This is a genomic window from Micromonospora sp. CA-248212 (assembly GCF_050948405.1).
Classification (GTDB): Bacteria; Actinomycetota; Actinomycetes; order Mycobacteriales; family Micromonosporaceae; genus Micromonospora.
Genome location: NZ_CP192023.1, coordinates 3,286,010 through 3,308,825, shown reverse-complemented (window position 1 = coordinate 3,308,825; position 22,816 = coordinate 3,286,010). Strand labels below are relative to the sequence as shown.

The window sequence follows — 22,816 nt, the reverse complement described above, 5'->3', positions numbered from 1 at the left end:
CGTCATCCAGCGACGTCGTCCGCACTGGATCTCCTACGCTGAATCTCCACGTTGATCTCGGCCGCTCGCCGCTGCAACGGCAGCGCCTCCTCCACCAGCCCCAGAGCACTCAACGTGTACGCCAGGTTGTGCAACCGGAGCGCGATCGTGGGATGCCCCGCCGGCAACGCCGCCTCACTGATCTCCAACGCCCGCCGCTGCAACGGCAACGCCTCCCCCGCCCGCCCCAGAGTCCCCAACGTGTACGCCAAGGTGTCCAATCGGACCGCGATCGTGGGATGCCCCGCCGGCAACGCCGCCTCACTAATTTCCAACGCCCGGCACCGCAGCGGCAGCGCCTCCTCCGCCTGCCCCAGATCCACCAACGTGCCCGCCAGGTTGTTCAACCGGGTCGCTATGTCGGGGTGTTCGGCCGGCAAGGCCGCCTCACTGATCTCCAACGCCCGCTGCTGCAACGGCAACGCCTCCTCCGCTTGGCCCAGATCCCCCAAGGTTCCCGCCAGGTTGTTCAGTCGGAGGGCGATGTCCGGGTGCCCTGCCGGCAACGCCGCCTCACTGATCTCCAACGCCCGCCGCTGCAACGGCAACGCCTCCCCGGCCCGCCCCAGAGCCCCCAACGTGTACGCCAGGTTGTCCAATCTGGTGGCAATGATGGGGTGCCCCGCCGGCAACGCCGCCTCACTGATCTCCAACGCCCGCCGCCGCAGCGACAGCGCCTCCTCCACCTGCCCCAGCGCCCGCAAGGTGCCCGCCAAGTTGTCCAACCTGAGCGCGATGTCCGGATGCCCCGCCGGCAACGCCGCCTCACTGATCTCCAACGCCCGCCGCTGCAACGGCAACGCCTCCCCCGCCCGCCCCAGAGCCCCCAACGTGTACGCCAGGTTGTCGAGTCGGAGCGCGACTGTGGGGTGGCCCGCCCGCAACGCCGCCTCACTGATCTCCAACGCGCGCAGTCGCAACGGCAGCGACTCGCCCGCCCGTCCCAGAGCCACCAACGTGGACGCGAGATTGTCCAGCCTCAGCGCGATGTCCGGATGCCCCGCCGGCAACGCCGCCTCACTGATCCTCAGCACCCGCTCCTCAGCCTGTAGAGCCTGGCCGTACCTCGCCTGCGTGTAGTGATAGAACGCGACCTGGCCCAGCAGGTACGCGAGGGTCAAATTGACGCTGTCCTCGGGCATGTGGTGATCGAGCGCGTCGACGTGTGGAACAAATGCCCTCCACTGCGGCCAGATGTCGACGTCTTGTGCGGGGTTGCCTGGTGGGCGGGCTCGGTCGAGCAGAGCCAATGCGCGGTCGAGGACTTGCTGCCACAACGACTCGTCAGGATTGGTGGGCTCGTCGTGGTGGTCAACCTGCGTCTGCGCCTGGCTGCGGACCACCGTCTGCACGAGTCGGTGCATGCTGACGGTCGTCTGCGTGAGTGTGACCAGGTTGTACGACGCCAACGCCGCCAACGCCTGGTCGACAGCACCGGCCTGCTCGGCATAACCAGCCAAGATCGATCGTGGGACGTCGTCGGGCGCGTAGCACGACAGTATCCGCAGCAGGTCGATCGCTGCCGGCCGGACTTCGCGTAGCTGGTCGAGGGTGAGGAGCCACACCTGGGCCACCGCGCGCTCCGCCTGGTCCCCCTCGGCGATGGTGTTCAACACCTCGGACGGCTGCGCCCGTAGCCGATCCAGGTATACCGACACCGGCAGGCGCGTCTGCCTCAGGTAGCCCGCCGCCTGCTGCAACGCCAATGGCAGGTACCCCAACTCGTCGGCCAACACCGCCGCCGCCAACACATCCCGCTGCTCCCCCGGCTCCAGCAACAGCCGCACCGCGGACTCGCGATCCAGCATGTCCAGGCGTAGACACCCGTCGACAAGCGCCTCCCAGTTCACGTTGCGCCGCGTGGTGATCAACAGGTGCCCGGTGTCGAGCTGCGCCAACAACGGCTCGACATGTGAGCGCTGCTCCACGTTGTCCAGCACGAGCAACCAGCCCGACTGGTTCTGCAACCAACCGACGGCCCATCTCGCGGCCTCCGCGACGGTCGCCGTCAGCATCAGTTCCGGGTTCATCCGGGCCGTCAACGCCGCCAAGCCATTCTCGATCGCCGCCGGGCTGTCAGCGGTCACCCACCACCGCACCGGGTACCGATCACGCCGCTGGTGGGCGTACTGCAACGCCAACTCGGTCTTGCCCACCCCACCCAGGCCATGCACCGCCTGGCAGATCACCCCGCTACCGGCGGACATCACCGCCTCCAATGCGGTCAACTCGTCCTGCCGGCCCACGAACAGCCGCGTCGACGGCTTGGGCAGGTTGTGCAACCGCTTCCCAGTGTCGGGCGCCGTCGACGCCCGGTGCAGCTCGATGCGCCGCGCGTCGACCTTCGCGTCGTCCCCCGTGATGGCGAGCCCGCTGATCTCCCCCGCCGCGATCGACCGACGGCCCTCGGCGCTCACCTCACCAGGCTCCCCCGGGCCGGGGGCATCCCGGTCGCTCATCGAGTCACCTGGCCACCGTCCCCGGTGATCACCACCCCGCTGATCGTCTGGCCGGCGACAGACCGCTCACCCGACGCCGTGATCGTCACCCCCGCCGACGCCAGCAGCTGCGACAACTCGGCGGCCAACCGCGCATCGGCAGCAACCGCCTTGCGGATCTGCCACCGCAACGCCGCCAATCGATCCTCGTCATCCGGATCTTCGGCCACATCGAGTACCGCTGCCTCCACCAACGGGGCTGACTCCTCCCGTCCCAGCAACCGGCGCAGCAGCCGTCCACCCAGACCGACCGTCGCGTCCGCTGCCACCTCCTGCACCCGCGCCACCACACCCGCTCCGTACGCTCCGGCCGCCGCCGCCACGTACGGCACCACCGCACCAGCCAGCGAAATCACATCCGGATCCATCAGCCCTCGCCCTCCGAGCCAGCAACCAGCGACCTCGATCAGTACCACACCGATGCACGCACCGTAAGGGCGCGGCCTCAACCACCGCGAGTCACCGCAGGAGCTACCTCCGGCGCATCAGGGCTCACTAGGGTGACCAGTGCGGGTCGAGGCTCTTGCCGTGCCCCTGGGGGCATCGTCCGTAGCCGGTGCTGGACACGTTCCAGTGGTGGGAGCAGTACGGGACGTCGCACCGCGCGCACAATCCGGCGTCGTCGTAGAAGCCGGCCGTCGTGACGGCGGCGTACCGGTACGGCGGGGTGAAGGCGTCGACGATGCGCTGCGCCTCTGCCGGGTCCGCCGGTCGTCCAAGCCCGTTACCCGCCGCAACCCCGGAATACAGCAGCCACCACCGCTGGCCGGTGTGGCGCTCCCGCGCGGCGGCGTAGGCGTCGCGCTGCGCCGATGACCAGCGCTGCCATTCAACCGGCTGTCCATCCGGTGCGACAAGTTCCACGCGGGTCGCCGGACGCTCACACACCGCGCACGGCGGCTCGGCGACGAAGGCTTCAGACATGGCCCCCATCCTCCTACGACCGCCGGGCGGACTGGACCGTCGATGCCGCCAAGGCCGGGGGCGCTACTTGGCGTTGAAGTAGCTCGCCTCCGGGTGGTGGACCACGATGGCGTCGGTGGCCTGCTCCGGCATGAGCTGGAACTCCTCCGACAACTCGACGCCGATCCGCTCCGCGCCCAACAGGTCCACGATCTTCGCCCGGTCCTCCAGATCGGGGCAGGCCGGGTAGCCGAACGCGTACCGGCAGCCCCGATAGTCGTTGCGCAGAATGCCGGCCAGGTCCTGCGGGTCGTCGTGGCCCAGCGGACGCCCGTCGGGCAGGGTCAGCTCGGCGCGCACGCGCCGGTGCCAGTACTCGGCGAGCGCCTCGGTGAGCTGCACGGACAGCCCGTGCACCTCCAGGTAGTCGCGGTACTCGTTGCGGGCGAACAGCTTCGCCGCGTACTCGCTGACGGGTTGCCCGACCGTGACCAGTTGCAGCGCGACCACATCGAGCTGGTCGCCCTTGGGCCGGAAGAAGTCCGCGAGGCAGAGCCGTCGCTCCTGCCGCTGGCGGGGGAACGAGAACCGGGCGCGCTCCGCGTGCCCGTTCTCGTCGAGCACCACCAGGTCATTTCCTTCGGAGTACGCCGGGAAGTAGCCGTACACCACGGCTGCCTCCAGGACCTGGTCGGCGATCAGCCGGTCCAGCCAGTACCGCAGACGCGGCCGACCCTCGGTCTCGACCAGTTCGTCGTAGGAAGGCCCGTTGCCGCCGCGGGCGCCGTTGAGCCCCCACTGCCCACGGAACGTGGCCCGCTCGTCGAGCAACGCCGCGTAGTCGGCCATCGGAACGCCCTTGACGACGCGCGTGCCGAAGAACGGCGGGGTGGGTACCTCCACGTCGACGGCCACGTCGGAGCGGACCGAGGAGTCGTGCAGCTCCGGCAGCGAGTCGGTGACCAGCGTGCGCTGCCGCTCGCGGCGGGCCCGGCGGGCGGCCAGCGCCGCCTCGCGCTCCGGGTCGACGACCGGGGCGCCGCCGCGCTTGGCGGTCATCACCCGGTCCATCAGGGACAGACCCTCGAACGCGTCGCGCGCGTAGTGCACCTGCCCGGGGTACGTCGAGCGCAGGTCGTCCTCGACGTACGACCGGGTCAGCGCCGCCCCACCCAGCAGGACAGGCCAGCGCTCGGCAACACCGCGGGTGGCCATCTCGGCCAGGTTCTCCTTCATGATGACCGTGCTCTTGACCAGCAGCCCGGACATGCCGATCGCGTCGGCGCGGTGCTGCTCGGCGGCGTCGAGGATCGCGCTGATCGGCTGCTTGATGCCGATGTTGACGACCTCGTAGCCGTTGTTGGACAGGATGATGTCGACCAGGTTCTTGCCGATGTCGTGCACGTCGCCGCGCACGGTGGCCAGCACGATGCGGCCCTTGCCGCCGTCCTCGGTGGCCTCCATGTGCGGTTCCAGGTACGCCACGGCGGTCTTCATCACCTCGGCGGACTGGAGCACGAACGGCAGCTGCATCTGCCCGGAGCCGAACAGCTCGCCGACGACCTTCATGCCGTCCAGCAGGATGTCGTTGATGATCGACAACGGGGACCGGCCGCCGGCCATCGCCTCGTCCAGGTCGGCCTCCAGGCCGTTGCGCTCGCCGTCGATGATGCGCCGCTTGAGCCGCTCGTCCAGCGGCAGCGCCGCCAACTCCTGCGCGCGGGTGGCCCGCGCGCTGGTCACGTCGACGCCCTCGAACAGCTCCAGGAAACGCTGCACCGGGTCGTACCCGTCGCGCCGCCGGTCGTAGACCAGGTCGAGCGCGACCTCGCGCTGCTCGTCGGGGATCTTCGTCATCGGCAGGATCTTGCTGGCGTGCACGATCGCCGAGCTCAGACCGGCCTGCACGCACTCGTGCAGGAACACCGAGTTGAGCACCTGCCGGGCGGCCGGGTTGAGGCCGAAGGAGATGTTCGAGATGCCCAGGGTGAAGTTGACCCCCGGGTACCGCTGGGCGATCTCCCGGATCGCCTCGATCGTCTCAAGGCCGTCGCGGCGGGTCTCCTCCTGCCCGGTGGCGATCGGGAACGTCAGCGCGTCGATCAGGATGTCGGAGCGGTCCATCCCCCACCGGCCGGTCAGGTCGTCGATCAGCCGCGCGGCGACCCGGACCTTCCACTCCTTCGTGCGCGCCTGCCCCTCCTCGTCGATGAGCAGCGCCACCACCGACGCGCCGTGCTCGCGCACGATGGGCATGACCCGCGCGTACCGGGAGTCGGGGCCGTCGCCGTCCTCGAAGTTCACCGAGTTGACCACGCAGCGGCCACCGAGCATCTCCAGCCCGGCCTCGACGACGGCCGGCTCGGTGGAGTCCAGCATGATCGGCAGCGTCGACGCGGTGGCGAACCGGCCGGCCAGCTCGCGCATGTCCCGCGTGCCGTCGCGGCCGACGTAGTCGACGCACAGGTCGAGCAGGTGCGAGCCGTCGCGGGCCTGGCTACGGGCGATCTCGACGCAGGCCCGCCAGTCGGCGGCGAGCATGGCCTCCCGGAACGCCTTGGAGCCGTTGGCGTTGGTCCGCTCTCCGACCATCAGCACCGAGGCGTCCTGGGCGAACGGCACCGGGTGGTAGATCGACGACACACCCGGCTCGTGTCGCGGCTCGCGCGGCGACGCGGTGACGCCGTGCAGCCGCTCGGCCAGCACCCGGATGTGCTCCGGGGTGGTGCCGCAGCAGCCGCCGACGAGCCCCACGCCGTACTCGGAGATGAACCGTTCCAGGGCCTCGGCCAGCTCCACGGGAGTCAGCGGGAAGTACGCGCCGTCGGCCGTCAACACCGGCAGGCCGGCGTTCGGCATCACCGACAGCGGGATCCGGGAGTGCTGCGACAGGTAGCGCAGGTGCTCGCTCATCTCGGCCGGGCCGGTCGAGCAGTTCAACCCGATCAGGTCCACCCCGAGCGGCTCGATCGCCGCCAGGGCCGCGCCGATCTCGCTGCCCACCAGCATCGTGCCGGTGGTCTCCACCGCCACGTGGCAGATGATCGGTACCCGCTGGCCCAGCTCGGCCATCGCCCGCTTCGACCCGACGATCGCCGCCTTGACCTGCAACAGGTCCTGGCAGGTCTCGATGATCAGCGCGTCCGCGCCGCCGGCGATCAGGCCGGCAGCGTTCTCCTGGTACGCGTCGCGCAGGGTCGCGTAGCCGGCGTGACCGAGGGTGGGCAGCTTGGTGCCTGGGCCGATCGAGCCGAGCACGAAGCGGGGCCGCTCCGGCGTGCTGGCCGCGTCGGCGGCCTCCCGGGCGATCCGCGCGCCCGCCTCGGACAGCTCGCGGATGCGCTGCGGGATGTCGTACTCGCCGAGGTTTGCCAGGTTGGCGCCGAACGTGTTGGTCTCCACGCAGTCCGCGCCGGCGGCCAGGTACGCGTCGTGCACCCCCCGCACCACGTCGGGGCGGGTGACGTTGAGGATCTCGTTGCATCCCTCGAGGCCGTCGAAGTCGTCGAGAGTGAGGTCGGCGGCCTGCAGCATCGTGCCCATCGCCCCGTCGGCGATGAGGATCCGATCGGCCAGCACATCCAGCAACGAAGTCCGCACCCGTTCAGGTTAGTGCGGCCCCACGCGAACCCGAGCCCCGTCCACGCCCGATCCCATATTGTGTCGGGCGGATCACCCTGTCCGGTTCGCCGCCGTATGCCCGGTGGCGCAGTGGGTGGACCGGCGCGGCCGACGGGCCGCATCCCTGCCCGGCACGTAGGCTGACGGACGTGAAGGAGAACAGGGACGCCATCGTGCACCACGGTCCGACAACCGGGCGCGGTCCCGGTGCCGGCCGCCACGAGCAGGGTGAGGTGACGGCGTGACCGAGTTCGACGGACTGCCGGTCCTGCGGTCCCCCGTGGCCATCGCCGCGTTCGAGGGCTGGAACGACGCCGCCGACGCCTCCACCGCGGCCGTCGAGCACCTGGAACAGGTCTGGAACGCCCGGCAGATCACCGAGCTGGACCCGGAGGACTTCTACGACTTCCAGGTCAGCCGGCCCACCATCACCATGGCCGACGGGGAGACCCGCCGGGTGGAGTGGCCGACAACCCGGTTCATGGTGGCCAGCCCCGAAGGCACCGACCGCGACGTGGTGCTGATCCGGGGCATCGAGCCGAGCATGCGCTGGCGGACGTTCTGCGAGCAGGTGCTGGAGATCTGCCACAGCCTGGAGGTGGAGCGGGTGGTGCTGCTCGGCGCGTTGCTGGCCGACGTGCCGTACACCCGGCCGTTGCCGATCAGCGGCAGCGCCTCCGACGCCCAGGCCGCGGAGCGCTACCAGCTCACCCCCACCCGGTACGACGGGCCGACCGGCATCGTCGGCGTACTGCACGACGCGTGCGCCCGCGCCGAGGTCGACGCCGTGTCGTTCTGGGTGCACGTGCCGCACTACGCCAACAACCCGCCCTGCCCCAAGGCCACCCTCGCCCTGCTGCACCGGGTCGAGGAGGTCGTCGACCTGCCGGTGCCGATGGCCGACCTGGCCGAGGAGTCCGCCGAGTGGGAGCAGCGGGTACGCAGCGCCGCCGAGCAGGACGCCGAGCTGGGCGAGTACGTCCGCGAGCTGGAGGAACGCGTCGGCGACGAGGGCATCACCCCGTTGACCGGTGACGAGATCGCCCAGGAGTTCGAGAAGTACCTGCGGCGTCGAGGCGGTTCGGCCGGCCCCACCGCCGGCTCCTGGTAGCACTGTCCGTCGCGGGCCCTCGGACCTCCTCTGGTCCGGGGGCCCGTCTCCGCGCTCGGGGGTCCGTTTCCGTTTTCAGGGCCCGTTTCCGCGTGTCCGGGGTAGCGCCGTCACACCCTCTAAGGCATCCTAGGAACCTAGATGTGATCAAGGAGGCGGATGTGCAGATCAATCCCGGCGCCGCCGAGTTCCCCCACCGGCAGATCGCCGCACAGCTCAAGGCCCAGGTCCGCCGCGGCGACTGGGGCCCCGGCGAGCGGCTGCCGTCCATCCCGGCCATCGCCGAGATGTTCGGCGTCGCCAAGCAGACCGTGCAACGCGCCGTCGACCAGCTACGGGTCGAGGGCATCCTGATCACCAAACCCGGCTCGGGCACGTACGTCCGGGGCACCCGGCGTCGACTGAACCGCCTCTCCCGGGGCCGGTACGGCGGGTTCCGCGGCTACCACACCGACCTGGCCGCCCGATACCGCCAACAGCTCGTCTCCGTCGGCCTCTCTCCCGCGCCCGCCGAGGTCGCCGACGCGTTCGGCGTCTCCGACGGCACCAACCTGCTCTGCCGTCGCCACCTCGTACGCACCGACGACTCCCCCGTCGAGGTCGGCGCCTCCTGGTTCCTCCCCCGCGACACCGACGGCACGTCGCTGGAGCGGGCCGAGGCGTTCGGCCGGCCGCTCTACCAGGAGGCCGAGGAGGCCACCGGCCGCCGGTACGTGTCGGCCACCGACACGATCAGCGCCCGCCAGCCCAGCCGCGAGGAGGCCGAGACCCTCCAGATCCGGCCCGACACACCGGTGCTGCACCTGCTGCACATCGCGTACGACAGTCACCGCAAGCCCATCGAGGTCGCCCAGGCCACCTGGCCCGGCCCGATGACCACCCTCACCGAGGAGTACCAGATCCCCGGCCCCAGCGCAGCGCCCGACCCGGACCCCGGCCTGGTCCTGGGCTAGCCGGCACTCCGGCCTGGCCTGCCCGCCTTAGCCCGTTCGTTCCGCGCCCCGGCCCGACCGCCTCCCTCGCCTCCGTCCGGCCCTGACCACCTCGACCGGCCCGATCCTGCCCTGCCCCGCTCGGGACACCCACCACCGGGACGGGAGCTGCGAAATCGCGGGGTGCCGGAGCGCTCCCGGTGAGTTTCCTGTCGAACGCACCGCCCTATACATCTATACACTCGGTATCTATACTGCGAGTATATAGCTGGCCGGGGATTGGTTCCGGCGGCTCACAACCCAGGGGAGGGTCAATGCCAACCGTCAAATCTGTTGTTGCACGGGGGATCACACGCCGTGGCCTTGTCGGAGCCGCACTGGCGGTCGGGGCCGGCGCATCGATGGGCATTGCCGGCCGCGCCTCGGCGGCAACCGCCGGTTCAGGCCCGGTCCGACTCCGCCTCCCCAGGCCGACCGGGCCGTACCGCGTGGGGGTGGTACCGCTGCACCTGGTCGACCGGTCGCAGCCGGAACCACTGGCCGGGCCGGGGCGGTACCGGGAACTGATGGTCAGCGTCTGGTATCCCGCCCGAGACGAGAGGCGCTACCCGCGCTACCCGTGGATGACCCCCACCTCGATGCGCGTGCTGCTGGCCTCCGCCGGGTTCGACTCCGACGCCGCGCTGGCACCGTTGACGGCCGGGCACGAGGGTGCCCCGGTGCGGCACCCGGGCCGGCGGTTGCCGGTTGTGCTGTATTCGCATGGCGCCGGCAGCCACCGTTCGGACACCACGATCGTGGTGCAGGAGCTCGCCAGCCACGGGTACGTGGTGGTCACCGTGGACCACACGTACGACGGGTTCAGCGAATTCCCCGACGGCCGAGTCACCATCCCGGAGGACGACTTCGATTCCACTCCGTGGACCTACACGCGGGACGTCCGGTTCGTCCTCGACCAGATCGCCGACCTCGCTGCCGGGGGGAACCCCGACGTCGACCACGCGCCACTACCGAGCGGGCTGGGCGCCACCCTCGACCTGAGTCGGATCGGCATGTTCGGCTGGTCGAAGGGCGGCACCGCGACAGCCCTGACCCTGGGCACCGACCGACGGGTCCGGGCGGGGCTGAGCCTGGACGCCCCGATGCTGTCCCAGCCGCTGCCCACCACCGACCTGTACCGGCCGTTCATGCTCATGACCGCGGAGAACACCCGGGCCGCGATGCCCGCCGTCGCCGAGTTCTTCACGCACCTACGCGGATGGCGACTCGACGTCCAGGCCGCCGGCGCCATCCACTCGTCCTACGGCGACAACCAGTGGCTCGTGCCGCAACTGGCAAAGCTCATCGGCATGAGCGACGAGGAACTCGCCACCTGGGTCGGCACGCTCGACCCTGCCCGCGCGGTCCGCATCGGGCAGGCGTACCCGCTGGCGTTCTTCGACAGGCACCTGCGGCACCGGAGCGGCCACCTACTGAACGGGCCGAGCCGGTCGTTCCCCGAGGTGGCGTACCTTCCGTGACCGTCTGATCGACTCGGCTTCCTGGAAGTCGGGGCATCCCAGGCATCCGGACAGCGCGGTTTCAAGGAACCCGAGTCGATCAAGGACGGGCAGCCCCGATGGGGAACGGCCGAACTGTTAGAGGCGGATGCCGAGGAGGGCGTCTACGGTTTTCGCGAAGAGGGCCGGGGCTTCCGGGTCATCCGTGGCGCCCGCCAGGGTCGCGTCGGCCCAGCGGTCGGCGACGGCCAGAGCGCCGGGGGTGTCGAGGTCGTCGGCCAGTCTGGCGCGTACCCCGGACAGCAGCTCGGCCCCGGACGGCCCGGCGGGCGCGGCGGCGGCCCGCCGCCAGCGGTCCAGCCGCTCCTGCGCGGCCGTGAGCAGGTCGTCGGTCCAGGTGCGGTCGCTGCGGTAGTGGCCGGAGATCAACGCAAGCCGGATCGCCATCGGGTCGACCTTGTCGGCGCGCAGCCGGGACACGAAGACCAGGTTGCCGCGGGACTTGGACATCTTCTCGCCGTCCAGGCCGATCATGCCGGCGTGCACGTAGTGCTCGGCGAACGGGGCCTGGCCGGTGAGCCGTTCGGCGTGCGCGGCGGACGCCTCGTGATGCGGGAAGAGCAGGTCGTTGCCGCCGCCCTGCACGTCGATGCGGTCGCCGAGCAGGTTCAGCGCGATGACCGCGCACTCGATGTGCCAGCCGGGCCGGCCCGGGCCCAGCTCCCCGCCCGGCCAGGACGGCTCACCCTCGCGCGCCCCCCGCCACAGCAGCGGGTCGAGGGGATCGCGCTTGCCGGCCCGGTCGGGGTCGCCGCCGCGTTCGGGGAAGATCTCCAGCATCTGTTCACGGGTCAGGTTCGACTCGTAGCCGAACCGGCCGGTGGCGGAGATGTCGAAGTAGACGTCGCCGGTGCCGTCGTCGAGCCGGTACGCGGCACCGTCCTTGACCAGCACCTCGACCTTGTCGGCGATGTCCGGGATCGACTCGACCGCGCCCACGTAACGCTCCGGCGGGATGATCCGCAGCGCCTCCATGTCCTCGCGGAACAGGGCCGTCTCCCGCATCGCCAGGACCACCCAGTCCTCGCCGTCGCGGGCGGCCCGCTCCAGCAGGGGGTCGTCGATGTCGGTGACGTTCTGCACGTACCGCACGGGACGGCCGGCGTCGCGCCACATCCGCTGCACCAGATCGAACGTGATCATGGTGGCGGCGTGACCGAGGTGGGTGGCGTCGTACGGGGTGATGCCGCAGACGTACATGCTCGCCGCGTCGGCCGGGTCGCTCGGGTGGACACCCTGCCGCGCCGAGTCGTACAACGCCAACGGCTCGCCCCGACCCGGCAGCCGTGGCACCTCGTGTCCCGCCCAAGACTCCATGGCCTCAGCCTAACCAGCCCTCAGGCGACACCGGGACGCCCAGCGGGTGATCAAGATGACAGCGGGGTCACATGGGTGGCCAGGGTATCGCCGGCCAGTCCTCCGGCGGCTGCGGGAAGCGGCCGGTCTCGCGCAACTTCTCGACGCGGGCGGCCAACTCGGCGATCTCGCTGATCGTCAGGTGGTCGGCCAGCTCCTCGCCGAGCGGCCCGGCGACCTGCGCGGCGAGCCCGTCGAGCATCTCCATGGCGTCCGGCGGAACCTGCTTGCCGGCCCAACCCCAGAGCACCGTACGGAGCTTGTCCTCGACGTGGAAACTCACCCCGTGATCCACGCCGTAGATGCGGTCGTCGGCGCCGACGAGCACGTGCCCGCCCTTGCGGTCCGCGTTGTTGATGACCGCGTCGAGTACGGCGAGGCGGGCCAGGCGTGGATCGTCGGCGTGCGCGAGGGCGTACGCGGCACCGTCGTCGTCCCGGGCCGCCGCGATCGGAAACCAGCGCGGCGGCACCTCCTCGGCCGGCACGAACCCGACCAACGGCTCCGCGTCCTCCGGCTCGTCGATCCAGAGTTGGCAGGAACCGGGGCCGAACGGACCGTCCCGCAGCACGGTCGGCGGCACCAGGGCCCAGCCGGTGGCGTGGGACACCAGGTACGCCGACACCTCCCGGCCGGCGAGGGTGCCGTCCGGGAAGTCCCACAGCGGGCGCTCGCCGCGTACCGGCTTGTAGACGCAGCGGGCCGTGACGCCGTCGAGGGTCAGGATGCCCCGCAGGGTGGTGTTCGACGCGTCGACCAGCCGACCCTCCAGGTCGAGGGTGCCGTCGCGGAGCAGCCGCAGCGCGGCGTCACCGTCGCGCAGAGGTTGGAGGCCGGACAAGGTCACCGGTGGTAACCGTTGTGCCGCGGGCACAGGTGCCCGGCGGGGTCCAACGGCTGGCCGCACAGCGGGCACGGCGGCCGGCCCGCGTTGACCACACGCCGGGCCCGCTCGATGAACTGGCGGGTGGCCTGCGGTGTGAGCCGCACGCGCAGCCGGTCCAGGTCCTCGTCCGGCTCCTCGTCCTCGTCGTCCTCTTCGTCGTCCTCGTCGCCCAGCTCGACCTCGGGCTCGACCTCGCCGGCGGCGATCGCCTCGATCACCACGGTCGCGGTGTCGACGTCGAAGGCCAGCCCGAGCGTCCCGACCCGGAACTCCTCGTCGACCGGGGTGTCCAACGGCTCGTTGTCGCCGGTCACCGGCGCCAGCTCGGGCAACTCCACCCCGAAGCGGCGCTGCGCCTCGGTCAGCAGCTCCTCCAGCTTCTCGGCCAGCAGGGACACCTGGACCTTTTCCAGCGCGACGCTGACCAGCCTGCCGCCGCCGCGGGCCTGCAGGAAGAACGTGCGCTCCCCCGGCGGCCCGACGGTCCCGGCGACGAACCGCTCCGGCGGTTCGAAGGCGTGCACCTGGTGGGTCATACCCACGACCCTATCCGGCCCACCATGGCATCGCGCACCCCACCGACCCGAATCGCCGCAGGGGCAACGCGCCCGGTGTATCGGGTGCTACACCCGGGCGTGGCGGTGTTTCTCACCTGGCCGCGCCCGCTCCGCCGCCGACGGCGGCGTCCGAGTCGGCCGCCCGCGTGGTCCGCCGACGCCGCTTGCGCGGCGGCGGGACCAGCGCGGCGAGGTCACCGCCGGCGTCGTTGAGCCGAACCAGGAAGGGCCGCAGCGGCGTGAAGCGGATCGCGGTCACCGACGCCGGGTCGGCCACGATCCGCTGAAAGGCATCCAGGTGTACGCCGAGAGCATCCGCCACGATGGCCTTGATCACATCGCCGTGGCTGCACGCCAGCCAGATTGCCTCGGGCCCGTGCTCGGCGTTCACCCGGGCGTCCCAGTCGCGGACGGCGGCCACCGCGCGGGCCGCCATCGCCGCCATCGCCTCGCCCTGCGGGAAGACCGCCGCGCTGGGGTGCTGCTGAACCACCGGCCAGAGCGGCTCCTTGGCGAGCTTCTTCAGCGGCTGCCCCTCCCAGCTGCCGTAGTCGCACTCGATCAGGCCCTCCTCGACAACCGGAGTGGCCTGGGGCAACGCCAGTTCCAGGGTCTGCCGGCAGCGAATCAGCGGACTGGTGACGACCGCCGCCAACGGCACTGCCCGCAACCGTTCGCCGACCGCGGTGGCCTGGGCGCGCCCGGTGTCGTCCAGCTCGACCGGCTGTCGGCCGGCCAGGCCGCCGTCGGCGTTCGCGGTGGTACGGCCGTGTCGCAGAAGCAGAAGGGTCGCCACACGATCACCCTAGGCCTCCCCGGTACCTCCCGAGTGCCACGGGCTCCGGCCACGCCGCCCCGATCGCCGTGATCGACACGAGTTCGCCGATATGGGGGCATCGACCGGTCCGGGATGCCCCGAGTTCGCCGATCCGGAGTCGATCACCCGGTCGTATCGCCGCACGCGGGCGGTGTGTCCGGTTGTGGGGCCACTGTGGTGACCCGCTGCACCCGTGGGCCGGAATCGTGGCGGGCCGGGGGTCGTTACACCCTCCGACGATCGCAGGACCACGGCCGAGCCCCCCGCCCCGGGGGAGCCAAGCCCCCGGGAATGGCCCCGGACCGCGGGTCGTTACACCCGGTCCCGGCACGAGCGAGCCCCGATCCCCTCGGATCGTCAGCCCCCGGGAATGACCCCGGACCGCAGGTCGTCACACCCGGTCCCGGCACGACGAGCCCCGCTCACCGCGGATCGTCAGCCCTCCGGGAATGACCCCGCCCCCGGGTCGTTACACCCGGACCGGCCGCCACGAGCCCCCCGCTCGCAGGCCGCCCCCCAGACTTTGAGCGCCCGGACGAGGTGCTGACACCCCCGTCACCGATCCCCCGAACGGTGACAGGTGGGTGTTTCCTACCCCCGAAGGAGCAACCCCCATGAACACGATCTTCCGCAAGAGCATGCTGTCCATCGCTGGTCTCGCGTTCGCCGGTGGCGTCTTCGCCGGCCCCATCGCCGCCCACGCCAACCCGGTCGACGCCAAGCCCGCCGCCGCCGCGGTGCAGACCACCGCACCCAAGCCGCAGGGCGACCAGTCCCACATCGACCTCAACGGCGAGCAGACCGCCAACGCCAAGGCCATCATCGCCGCCACCAAGAAGGCCGGCCTGCCCGAACGGGCCGCGGTCATCTCCATCGCCACCAGCCTGCAGGAGTCCAAGCTGGAGAACCTGGGTCACCTCGGCGACATGAACGACCACGACTCCCTCGGCCTGTTCCAGCAGCGCCCGTCGAGCGGTTGGGGCACGCCGGAGCAGATCACCGACCCGGAGTACTCGACGACGGCGTTCCTCAAGGGCCTGCGTCAGGTTGACGGCTGGCAGGACATGCCGCTGACCGACGCCGCGCAGACCGTACAGGTCTCCGCCTACCCCGACGCCTACGCGCAGTGGGAGCAGCAGGCCACCGACCTGGTCGCCCACAACTGGAACAGCTAACACACACAGATGGCCGGCACCCGACAACGGGTGCCGGCCATCGCCGGTTCTTCGGTGCGTGCGGTCAGGTGGCGCTGATCGTGCCGGTGAGCAGGAGAGCGAGGACCAGGGTGCCCAGCGCGACCCGGTACAGGACGAAGACGTACAGGGTGTGGTGGGCGACGTAGCGCAGCAGCCAGGCGATCGCCGCGTACCCGATGCCGAAGGCGATGAGGGTGGCCACGATCGTCTGGGCCACCGTGGGCACGGACGTTCCCGGGGCGGACGGTTCGAAAACGTCCCCAAGGCTGAACACCCCGGACATCACCACCGCCGGGATGGCCAGCAGGAACGAGTAGCGCGCCGCCGCCTCCCGGGTCAGGTTGAGCAGCAGGCCGGCGGTGAGCGTCCCCCCGGAGCGGGACACGCCGGGGACCAGCGCCATCGCCTGGGCGAAGCCCATCACGACGCCGTCCTTCATCCGGAAGTTCTCCAGCGTGCGCGTCTGCCGACCCCAGTACTCGGCGAAGGCCAGCACGAACGCGAACACGATCAGCGTGGTCGACACCACCCAGAGGTTGCGCCCGGCCGTCTTGATCTGGTCCTTGAAGAGGAACCCGAACAGCCCGATGGGGATCGAGCCGACGATCACGTACCAGCCCATCCGGTAGTCGAGGCTCGAACGCACGGATTTGTCCCTGAGCCCGACCAGCCAGGTACGGGTGATCCGCCAGATGTCCTTCGCGAAGTAGATCAGCACGGCAGCCTCGGTGCCGAGCTGGGTGACCGCGGTGAACGACGCGCCCGCGTCGCGGTCGAAGAAGATCGCCGAGGTGATCCGCAGATGCCCCGACGAGCTGACCGGCAGGAACTCGGTCAGCCCCTGGACGATGCCCAGGACGATGGCCTCAACCCAGGTCACTCGCCGACTCCCGAGAGCTCGAGAGCCTCGGCGACGGTCCGCAGGGTCTGCACACCGCTGTCCCGGTCGGCCACGAACAGGGTCACCGACAGCGTGGTGACACCGGAGGCGGCGTACTCGCGCATCCTCTCGGCGATGCGCTCCTTCGGGCCGAGCAGCGACGTACGGTCGATGAACTCCATGGGTACGGCGGCGGCGGCGTCGCGCTGGCGCTTGGCCAGGTAGAGGTCCTGGACCTCGCGGGCGGCGTCGCCGTAACCCATCCGGGTGGCGAGCTGGTTGTAGAAGTTCTGCTGCCGGCTGCCCATCCCGCCGACGTAGAGCGCGGCGTACCAGCGGACCAGCTCGGCGCAGGAGGCGACGTCGTCGCCGACGACGACCGGCACGGACGGCACCACGTCGAAACCGGCCAGTTCCTTGCCGGCCTTGGCCCGGCCGGCGGAGACGGCGGCGAGGTGCTCGTCGGCGAACTCCGGGGCGTAGAACACGGCGAGCCAGCCGTCGGCGATCTCGCCGGCCAGCTCCAGGTTCTTCGGACCGACCGCGGCCAGGTAGATCGGGATGTGCTCGCGGGGCGGGTGGAAGCTCAGCCGCAGCGCCTTGCCGGGGCCGTCGGGCAGCGGCAGCGTGTAGTGCTCACCGTCGTACGCCACCTCCTTGCGGGCGATGGCCAGCTTGACGATGTCGACGAACTCGCGGGTACGGCCCAGGGGCTTGGCGAACCGCACCCCGTGCCAGCCCTCGGAGACCTGCGGGCCGGAGACGCCGAGGCCGAGCCGGAACCGGCCGCCGGACAGGGCGTCGATGGTGGCGGCCGTCATCGCGGTGGCGGCCGGTGTACGGGCGGGGATCTGCATCACCGCCGAGCCCACGTCGATCCGTTGCGTCTGGCCGGCCATCCAGGCGAGCATGCTGGGCGAGTCGGAGCCGTACGCCTCCGCCGCCCACACCACCGAGTAGCCGAGGCGGTCCGCCTCCTGGGCCAGCGCCAGGTGGTCGGCCGGCGTACTCCACGCTGTCTGGTATCCGAGGCTGAGCCCGAGTCGCACTGGTCCTCCCCCATCCGTGGCACAGGTCGCATCAGGTTACGCAATGCCGAAAACGGACCCGATCACCGGCTCACCGCCAATGATCCCCCGTCCGTCGCGGTGCCTTCCGGAGGCGGAACCGGCAGAACCGGCAGAGATGACGGGAGCGAGGATATCCGTGGCGGCGGGTTCGAAATAAGGTTCACCCATGCAACAGCGACCGCTCGGCCGAAGCGGGCTGGCGGTTTCGCGGCTCGCGCTCGGCACCATGACCTGGGGCCGGGACACCGACGCCGACGATGCGGCCGCCCAGCTCAAGAGTTTCCTGGACGCGGGCGGCAACCTGATCGACACCGCCGACGTGTACGGCGACGGCGACGCCGAGTCGGTGATCGGGTCGCTGCTGGGCACCCTCGTCCCGCGCGAAGAGCTGCTGATCGCCACGAAGGCGGGGTTGCGTCCGGGCAGCGCCCGGCGGCGCGACGGCTCCCGGGGTCACCTGCTGCGCACCCTGGAGGCGTCGCTGCGTCGGCTCGGCACCGACCACGTCGACCTGTTCCAGGTGCACGGATACGACCCGGACACCCCCCTGGAGGAGACGCTCGCGGCGCTGGACCACGCGGTGGCCAGCGGAAAGGTCCGTTACGTGGGGGTGTCGAACTTCTCCGGCTGGCAGACCGCGCGGGCCGCCGCCTGGCAGACGGCCTGGCCGGGCCGGGCGCCGGTGGTCGCCACCCAGGTGGAGTACTCGCTGCTGGAGCGGGGGGTGGAACGGGAGGTCCTGCCGGCCGCTGACGCGCTGGGCCTCGGCGTGCTGCCCTGGTCGCCGCTGGGTCGGGGGGTACTCACCGGCAAGTACCGGCATGGGCGTCCGGCGGACTCCCGGGCCGCCTCCCCGCACTTCGAGCGGTTCGTCTCCACCTACCTGGAGCCGCGCTGCTCCAGCATCGTGGAGGCGGTGGCGACCGCGGCCGGCGGGCTGGGGGTCTCGCCGCTGGAGGTGGCGCTGGCCTGGATCCGGGACCGGCCCGGGGTGACCGCGCCGATCCTGGGCGCCCGGACGGTCGGGCAACTGCTCGGCGCGTTGCAGGTCGAGCGCATCACGCTGCCCGAGGAGATCACCACCGCGTTGGAGGACGTCTCCGGGGTGCCGGTCGGCTACCCCGAACGCGACGGGTGACCCGAGACGGCCCGAGGACGGCACGAACCAGGCACCGCAGCGGCGTCGGTCACCCTCCAGGGGGTGGCGGACTGCCGCCGGGCTGGGCAGCATGGGTGGCATGGACTACGAGTACGCGCCGCTGCGGCTGCCGCCGAACGTCGACCGGTTGACCGCAGCGGCGCAGTTGGCGATCCAGGCGGAGTTCTCCGGATGGGAGCTGGCCCGGGTACGGCTGTTCCGGGACGGCACGCGGCAGGTCATGTTGCGCCGTCGGCGGGTCAACCAGCCGCAGCCGGGCCTGTCGTACTGACACCGGGCCGGGGCACCGCGACGAAACGCCCGGGACCCGAACCGCGTACGGTCGGGCCCCGGGCGTCGTACGGCCCGCCACAAACTAGTGCTGGTGCCCGGCGTGGTCGTGGTCGTCGTCGTCGAGTTCCAGGAACGGGTGCTCGTCGAGACGACCGACGAGCCGGTCGTCGGCGGCCGGCTGGAACGGGCCGACCGCGTCGTCGTCGTCGAACGACTCCAGGTCGACCGGGGTGCCCACCTCGCTGACCATCACCACCCCGTCGAGCGGTTCCAGCTCCGGGACGTCGAGTGCGCCGAGCGAGCCGTCGCCGCTCTGCAGCAGCTCCAGCACCGCCTCACCGACGCCCTCCACCGGCGCCGGCTCGTCGTCCTCGGGGGTGCCCTCGCGGCGGGCCGCCTCGGCCGCCCGCAGCAGCGCGGAGATGCTCGGCACCCGGTAGTCGCGGCGTTGGCGCACCGAGATCACGCGGGGGTGCGGGTCGCTGGCCTCGACACCGTCGCCGCCGAAGCGCTCGTCGGCCTCGTCCGGGTCGATCGAGTCAACGTCCCACGGCGTGACCTCACCGAAGGCGTCGAGGAGCTGCTCGTCGTAGGCGAAGGAGGCGTTGTTCAACGCCACGTACGCCTGCCAGACGTCGTCGTCGTCGACGCGGCCCTGCGCGGCGCGTACGGCGGCCAGGTGGTGGCGGGCCGCTTCGATCACCCGCTCGAGTGCGGCGTCCAGCTCACCGTGCTGGTCGGTCATGTGGGGCAGTCCCTTCACGATGGGGAGGTAACGCGGACACTGCTAGCAGGTGCGGAGGAACCGGTCGAGAACCCGCACGCCGAACTGTAGTCCGTCGACCGGAACGCGCTCGTCGATGCCGTGGAACAACGCGGAGAAGTTCAGGTCGGCGGGCAGCCGCAGCGGCGCGAACCCGAAGCAGCGGATGCCGAGCGTCGAGAACGCCTTCGCGTCGGTGCCGCCGGAGAGCATGTACGGCACCGGCCGCGCCCCCGGGTCCTCGGCGCGCAGCGCCGCCGACATCGCCTCGACGAGGTCGCCGTCGAAGGTGGTCTCCAACGCGGGCTGCCGCTGGATGTACTCGATGTCGATGTCCGGGCCGACCAGCTCGCGCAACTGCCGCTCGAGCAGCTCGGACTGGCCGGGGAGGCTGCGGCAGTCGATGGTGGCGGTGGCGCGGCCCGGGATGACGTTGTCCTTGTAGCCGGCGCTCAACCGGGTCGGGTTGGCGGTGTTGCGGATCGTCGCGCCGATGATGTTGGCGATCGGGCCGAGCTTGGCGATGGCGACCTCCGGGTCCTCCGGGTCCAGCTCGATGCCGAGCAGGTCGGAGACCTCGGTCAGGAACGCCCGTACGGTGTCGGTCACCACCACCGGGAAGCGGTGCCCGCCGATGCGGGCCACCGCCTCGGCGAGGGCGGTGACCGCGTTGTCGTCGTGCACCATCGACCCGTGCCCGGGTCGACCCTTGGCGTGCAGCCGCAGCCAGTCGATGCCCTTCTCGGCGGTCTCGATGAGGTAGAGGCGCTGGCTGTCGTTGACCGAGTAGGAGAACCCGCCGACCTCGCCGATCGCCTCGGTGCAGCCGTCGAAGAGGTCGCGGTGGTTCTCGACCAGGAAGCGCGCGCCGTAGTCGCTGCCCGCCTCCTCGTCGGCGGTGTACGCGAGGACGATGTCGCGCGGGGGCCGGACGCCGGTGCGCTGCCAGTGCCGCACCACGGCGAGCACCATCGCGTCGAAGTCCTTCATGTCGATGGCGCCGCGACCCCACAGGTAGCCGTCGCGCTGCTCGCCGGAGAACGGGTGCACCGACCACTCGTCGGCGTCGGCGGGCACCACGTCCAGGTGGCCGTGCACCAGCAGGGCCTCCCGGCTCGGGTCGGCGCCGGGGATGCGGGCCACCACGTTCGCCCGGCCTGGCGCGGACTCGTGCAGGACCGATTCGATGCCCACCTCGGCGAGCTTCTCCGCCACGTACTCGGCCGCGCGGCGTTCGCCGACGCTGGTGTCGTTGTCACCGGTGTTCGTGGTGTCGATGCGCAGCAGGTCGCGGCAGAGGTCCACGACCTCCGCGGTGGGGTCCGGTCGGGCGGAGGCGGCGTCGCTCGTCATCGCCCCTTCATACCAGCCCCGAGTTACCGGCGGGCCGGCGCACCGAGGGGAGGCGGCCGGGCATCCAGGTCGACGAATCGGGCGGCGGTTTCGCGGCGGCCGCGTTCGGGTACCGCCGCCCACGACCGCACAACCCCTGCCGGAGCTTCCGCCCGCCAGTCGAGGAGGGCATCATGTCCGCCGTTCCCCTGCCCCCGTTGCCGCCCACGCCCGCCCCCGACGAGGGTTACCGGCCCGGCGGCCGTAGCGTCGCCGACATCGTGGACCGCGAGCACCGGCAGTTGCTGACCCTGGTGGACCAGCTCAGCGGCCCGGACGCCACGCCGAACGAGGCCCTCGCGGTGCTCACCGCCGCGCTGTCGCGGCACATCTCCGCCGAGGAGCAGTACCTGCTGCCAGCGGTGCGGGCGGCGCTGCCGGCCGAGGCCGCCCGGGTGGACGCGGAGATCGACGGTGACGCGGCGTTGCTGGCCGCCCTCAAGGGGCTGAACGACGAGACCGTGACCGAGGTCGCCGAGCGGGTCCGCCGCCACGTCGACGGGGTGGGCACGCTCGTCACCGAGCTGCGCGCGGTGGCGACGTCGGAGGAGCTGATCCGGCTGGGCAACCGGTTGGAGATCGCCGAGGAGGCCGCTCCGACCCGGCCGCACCCGGGCACTCCGGCCACGCCGCCGTGGAACCGCATCGTCGAGCCGGCGGTGGGCGTGGTGGACAAGCTCCGCGACGCGGTGACTCGGCGGCCGACGTACCTGAAGGACCTGCCGGAGCCGCCGCGCGACTGAAACGCGCGGGCCGCACCAAAGAATGCATTCAATGTCACCGATCCACTTGGCCCCTTCCGCCGGCTGCGACGTGGTCCTACCGTCACCGTATGAACCTGGAGCTGCGACACCTGCGGGTGGTCTGCGCGATCGCGGAGACAGGGAGTGTGACCAAGGCGGCGTCGACCCTCGGGCTCGCCCAGCCGGCGCTGACCGCCCAGCTCCAGCGGATCGAACGGACGCTGGGCGGGCCGCTGTTCGACCGGGACCGGCGCGGCGCCCGCCCCACCGCGCTCGGTGAGCTGGTGCTCGCCCGGGCCCGGGTGCTGCTGCCGGCCATGAAGGGCCTACAGGACGAGGCGGCGCGGCTGGCCGGTGCCGCCGAGGTGTCACGCTGCTACCGGCTCGGCGGCGTGAACAGCCCGATCCTGGGCCGGCTGGTGCACCGCCTCGCCGCCGAGGAGCCGCCGGCCCAGATCACCACGTACGCCTCGTGGTCGGTGGACGAGCTGGCGCAGTTGGTGGCCGGCGGACGGTTGGACTTCGCCCTCACCGGCGTCTGCGGCGACGCCACCCCGTCGGCCGAGTTCGGGTTGCGATGGCGGGAGGTGGCCGTCGACCCGGTGCTGGTCCTGCTGCCGGCGAGCCACCCGCTCGCCGACCGGGACGAGGTGCGCCTGGCCGACCTGCGCCACGAGCAGTGGGTGGCCGCGCCCGGCGACGGCTGCTTCGGCGACTGTTTCGCCGCCGCCTGCGCGCGCGCCGGCTTCACCCCGCGCAAGGTGTACGAGACCGACATCCGCGGCTGCGTCGACCTGGTGGACGCGGGCGTCGCGGTGGCCCTGTGCCAGGCGACGTTCCGGCCGGTGGCCGGTCTGGTCACCCGGCGGTTGGCCGGTGTCCCGCTGCGCTGGCGACTGCTGCTGGGGTGGCATCCGGAGTCGCCCGCCGCCCGCGACGCGGAGCTGCTGCTGGCCACGGCGAAGGCGGCGTACACCGACTCGCTGGCGTCGCACCCCACCTACCTGGACTGGCTGGTACGCAACCCGGCCTTCGGCGTCCGACAGCCCAGCGCGGCGTGA

Annotated in this window: 20 protein-coding genes; 8 read left to right on the top strand and 12 right to left on the bottom strand. The window is 71.4% G+C overall.

The window, feature by feature from the left end; genetic code table 11:
• Nucleotides 1-2: 2 nt before the first annotated feature.
• The 4 genes from fxsT to metH all read right to left on the bottom strand — a co-directional run bounded on the left by fxsT (nt 3) and on the right by metH (nt 7,040).
• The gene (fxsT, locus tag ACQP03_RS15865) at nt 3-2,498 is read right to left on the bottom strand and encodes an FxSxx-COOH system tetratricopeptide repeat protein (RefSeq protein ID WP_433461056.1); all 2,496 of its coding nucleotides are present in this window, start codon (nt 2,496-2,498) and stop codon (nt 3-5) included.
• Complete coding sequence (locus ACQP03_RS15860) at nt 2,495-2,905, bottom strand: hypothetical protein (RefSeq protein ID WP_357119353.1); 411 nt, start codon at nt 2,903-2,905, stop codon at nt 2,495-2,497. Before ACQP03_RS15860 ends, fxsT begins: the two co-directional genes overlap by 4 nt.
• A gap of 127 nt (nt 2,906-3,032) precedes the next feature.
• Entirely contained in the window at nt 3,033-3,461 is a 429-nt protein-coding gene (locus ACQP03_RS15855) for a hypothetical protein (RefSeq protein ID WP_357119356.1), read from the bottom strand.
• A gap of 63 nt (nt 3,462-3,524) precedes the next feature.
• Nucleotides 3,525-7,040, bottom strand: coding sequence for a methionine synthase (metH, locus tag ACQP03_RS15850; protein WP_433461055.1), 3,516 nt, complete (start codon nt 7,038-7,040; stop codon nt 3,525-3,527).
• 262 nt (nt 7,041-7,302) lie between these two features.
• Between metH and ACQP03_RS15845 the strand changes: the two genes are divergently transcribed.
• The 3 genes from ACQP03_RS15845 to ACQP03_RS15835 all read left to right on the top strand — a co-directional run bounded on the left by ACQP03_RS15845 (nt 7,303) and on the right by ACQP03_RS15835 (nt 10,624).
• Complete coding sequence (locus ACQP03_RS15845) at nt 7,303-8,172, top strand: PAC2 family protein (protein ID WP_269678735.1); 870 nt, start codon at nt 7,303-7,305, stop codon at nt 8,170-8,172.
• A gap of 161 nt (nt 8,173-8,333) precedes the next feature.
• Nucleotides 8,334-9,125 carry a GntR family transcriptional regulator gene (locus ACQP03_RS15840; protein WP_357119362.1) on the top strand — a complete coding sequence of 264 codons (792 nt, stop codon included), beginning with the start codon at nt 8,334-8,336 and terminating at the stop codon, nt 9,123-9,125.
• 473 nt (nt 9,126-9,598) lie between these two features.
• Nucleotides 9,599-10,624: an alpha/beta hydrolase family protein gene (locus ACQP03_RS15835; RefSeq protein WP_433461054.1), complete on the top strand. Its 1,026-nt coding sequence runs from the start codon at nt 9,599-9,601 to the stop codon at nt 10,622-10,624.
• Nucleotides 10,625-10,741: 117 nt separating this feature from the next.
• On the opposite strand, the gene mshC is transcribed toward ACQP03_RS15835, so the two are convergent.
• The 4 genes from mshC to ACQP03_RS15815 form a co-directional block, all read right to left on the bottom strand.
• Complete coding sequence (gene mshC / locus ACQP03_RS15830) at nt 10,742-11,980, bottom strand: cysteine--1-D-myo-inosityl 2-amino-2-deoxy-alpha-D-glucopyranoside ligase (RefSeq protein WP_357119368.1); 1,239 nt, start codon at nt 11,978-11,980, stop codon at nt 10,742-10,744.
• 67 nt (nt 11,981-12,047) lie between these two features.
• Nucleotides 12,048-12,866 carry an SCO1664 family protein gene (locus tag ACQP03_RS15825; RefSeq protein WP_357119371.1) on the bottom strand — a complete coding sequence of 273 codons (819 nt, stop codon included), beginning with the start codon at nt 12,864-12,866 and terminating at the stop codon, nt 12,048-12,050.
• Complete coding sequence (locus ACQP03_RS15820) at nt 12,863-13,441, bottom strand: DUF3090 domain-containing protein (protein ID WP_355052975.1); 579 nt, start codon at nt 13,439-13,441, stop codon at nt 12,863-12,865. Before ACQP03_RS15820 ends, ACQP03_RS15825 begins: the two co-directional genes overlap by 4 nt.
• Before the next feature lie 112 nt (nt 13,442-13,553).
• Nucleotides 13,554-14,258 carry an MSMEG_4193 family putative phosphomutase gene (locus ACQP03_RS15815; RefSeq protein ID WP_357398361.1) on the bottom strand — a complete coding sequence of 235 codons (705 nt, stop codon included), beginning with the start codon at nt 14,256-14,258 and terminating at the stop codon, nt 13,554-13,556.
• A gap of 635 nt (nt 14,259-14,893) precedes the next feature.
• Here ACQP03_RS15815 and ACQP03_RS15810 point away from each other — a divergent pair.
• On the top strand, nt 14,894-15,454 hold the full coding sequence (locus ACQP03_RS15810) for a hypothetical protein (RefSeq protein WP_363660356.1): 561 nt from the start codon (nt 14,894-14,896) through the stop codon (nt 15,452-15,454).
• Nucleotides 15,455-15,518: 64 nt separating this feature from the next.
• Here ACQP03_RS15810 and ACQP03_RS15805 read toward each other — a convergent pair whose 3' ends face one another.
• Entirely contained in the window at nt 15,519-16,355 is an 837-nt protein-coding gene (locus ACQP03_RS15805; protein WP_357122133.1) for an undecaprenyl-diphosphate phosphatase, read from the bottom strand.
• Nucleotides 16,352-17,404: an LLM class F420-dependent oxidoreductase gene (locus tag ACQP03_RS15800; RefSeq protein ID WP_355052458.1), complete on the bottom strand. Its 1,053-nt coding sequence runs from the start codon at nt 17,402-17,404 to the stop codon at nt 16,352-16,354. The genes ACQP03_RS15805 and ACQP03_RS15800 overlap by 4 nt, the downstream gene beginning before the upstream one ends.
• A gap of 187 nt (nt 17,405-17,591) precedes the next feature.
• On the opposite strand from ACQP03_RS15800, the gene ACQP03_RS15795 reads away from it, so the two are divergent.
• Nucleotides 17,592-18,563: an aldo/keto reductase gene (locus tag ACQP03_RS15795; protein WP_357122127.1), complete on the top strand. Its 972-nt coding sequence runs from the start codon at nt 17,592-17,594 to the stop codon at nt 18,561-18,563.
• A gap of 100 nt (nt 18,564-18,663) precedes the next feature.
• Complete coding sequence (locus tag ACQP03_RS15790; protein ID WP_039906151.1) at nt 18,664-18,855, top strand: DUF5703 family protein; 192 nt, start codon at nt 18,664-18,666, stop codon at nt 18,853-18,855.
• Nucleotides 18,856-18,939: 84 nt separating this feature from the next.
• On the opposite strand, the gene ACQP03_RS15785 is transcribed toward ACQP03_RS15790, so the two are convergent.
• Complete coding sequence (locus ACQP03_RS15785; protein WP_357122124.1) at nt 18,940-19,602, bottom strand: hypothetical protein; 663 nt, start codon at nt 19,600-19,602, stop codon at nt 18,940-18,942.
• A gap of 42 nt (nt 19,603-19,644) precedes the next feature.
• Nucleotides 19,645-20,973, bottom strand: coding sequence for a M20/M25/M40 family metallo-hydrolase (locus ACQP03_RS15780; protein ID WP_357175455.1), 1,329 nt, complete (start codon nt 20,971-20,973; stop codon nt 19,645-19,647).
• A 173-nt stretch (nt 20,974-21,146) separates the two neighbouring features.
• Here ACQP03_RS15780 and ACQP03_RS15775 point away from each other — a divergent pair, with 173 nt between their 5' ends.
• Nucleotides 21,147-21,755, top strand: a complete 609-nt coding sequence (locus ACQP03_RS15775) for a hemerythrin domain-containing protein (RefSeq protein ID WP_357122118.1) — start codon at nt 21,147-21,149, stop codon at nt 21,753-21,755.
• A gap of 89 nt (nt 21,756-21,844) precedes the next feature.
• Nucleotides 21,845-22,816 carry a LysR family transcriptional regulator gene (locus ACQP03_RS15770; protein ID WP_357122115.1) on the top strand — a complete coding sequence of 324 codons (972 nt, stop codon included), beginning with the start codon at nt 21,845-21,847 and terminating at the stop codon, nt 22,814-22,816.